At 66.3% G+C, this 1,049-nt stretch carries 1 protein-coding gene and 1 pseudogene; one reads left to right on the forward strand and one right to left on the reverse strand.

All coding sequences use genetic code 11. From position 1 onward, the window contains the following. Positions 1-308: 308 nt before the first annotated feature. A complete protein-coding gene (locus ACFQ36_RS22900; RefSeq protein ID WP_377017892.1) occupies positions 309-728 on the reverse strand; it encodes a CBS domain-containing protein in 420 nt (139 codons plus the stop codon). A 253-nt stretch (positions 729-981) separates the two neighbouring features. Between ACFQ36_RS22900 and ACFQ36_RS22905 the strand changes: the two are divergent. Further along, positions 982-1,049 (forward strand): annotated as a pseudogene (locus tag ACFQ36_RS22905) (hypothetical protein); the annotation flags it as partial.

Raw genomic sequence — 1,049 nt, forward strand, 5'->3', positions numbered from 1 at the left:
CATGCCTCTTCCACTGCGGCCAGGGCGTCGGCCAGGTGTTCCCTGGCCTCGGCGGCCGCAGCTTCCTTCAGGTCCATAGGCCACTCCCGACTCGTATGCCCCTCTTCGAGGCTACGCCCCGGATTCGTTCCGGTCACGGGCCCGGATGAAACACACGAGAGGTTCCGCCCTCCGGCAGAGCCTTCAGATTAAACCCGAATTACCGGCAGGGAAGCCCGGCCCGGGGCCGGGGCATCGGCGCCGGGAGGACGCGGCAGACCCGACCGGCCCCGCGGATCCCATTCAGGACCCGGACCGCGGTATCCGGTTTAGTAGAAGGAAATAAGCTCCACGAGTTCGCCGACGCGGTCCTCCGGATAGTTGCGGGCAATGTCGGCCTGGCTGAGCATCCCGACCAGGTCGTGCCCGTCAATGACCGGAAGCCTGCGCACCTGGTACTCCTGCATGGTTCTTATCGCTTCCTCGATGCTGTCATCGGCCCCTATCGTCACGGGCTTGCCCTGGCCGAACTGACCCGCCGTGGCGGTGCGCGGGTCACCACCTGCGGCCAAGCACTTGATGACGATGTCGCGGTCCGTGAGCATCCCCTTGAGCCGGTTGTCCTCGCCGCAGATCGGCAGCGAGCCGACATCGAGGTCCCTCATCTTCCGGGCCGCCTGTTCCAAGGTCTCGTTTTCACCGACACACTCGACACCGCCGGTCATGATCTCGCGTGCAAGAGTGGGCATCTGCTGCTCCTTACTTCGCTGGTGGCGCAAGGCTTCCCGGACGGCATCGGACCAGGCACCCAGGCCCGTCACTCCAACGTCCCGATAGCCGCACCGGGTGGATACGCCAGGTGCCACCATCATTCTCCGGTTCGGGCCCGGAGGGAACCCCGCCGGGATCCCGCGGGTGGCCGGATCAACAGTTAAGTCCCTGCATCGTCCGGCTCCTCACCTGCTCCGGGCGGCCCCGCCAGGTAATACCTGAGCGGGGCGGGCCCTGCTGCTGCAGATCGCCCATCCTGCCATCGGCCATGCCGTGGCCGAGCACAGCAATTTCGCCGA

The sequence above is a fragment of the Arthrobacter sp. GCM10027362 genome (assembly GCF_042679445.1).
Classification (GTDB): domain Bacteria; phylum Actinomycetota; class Actinomycetes; order Actinomycetales; family Micrococcaceae; genus Crystallibacter.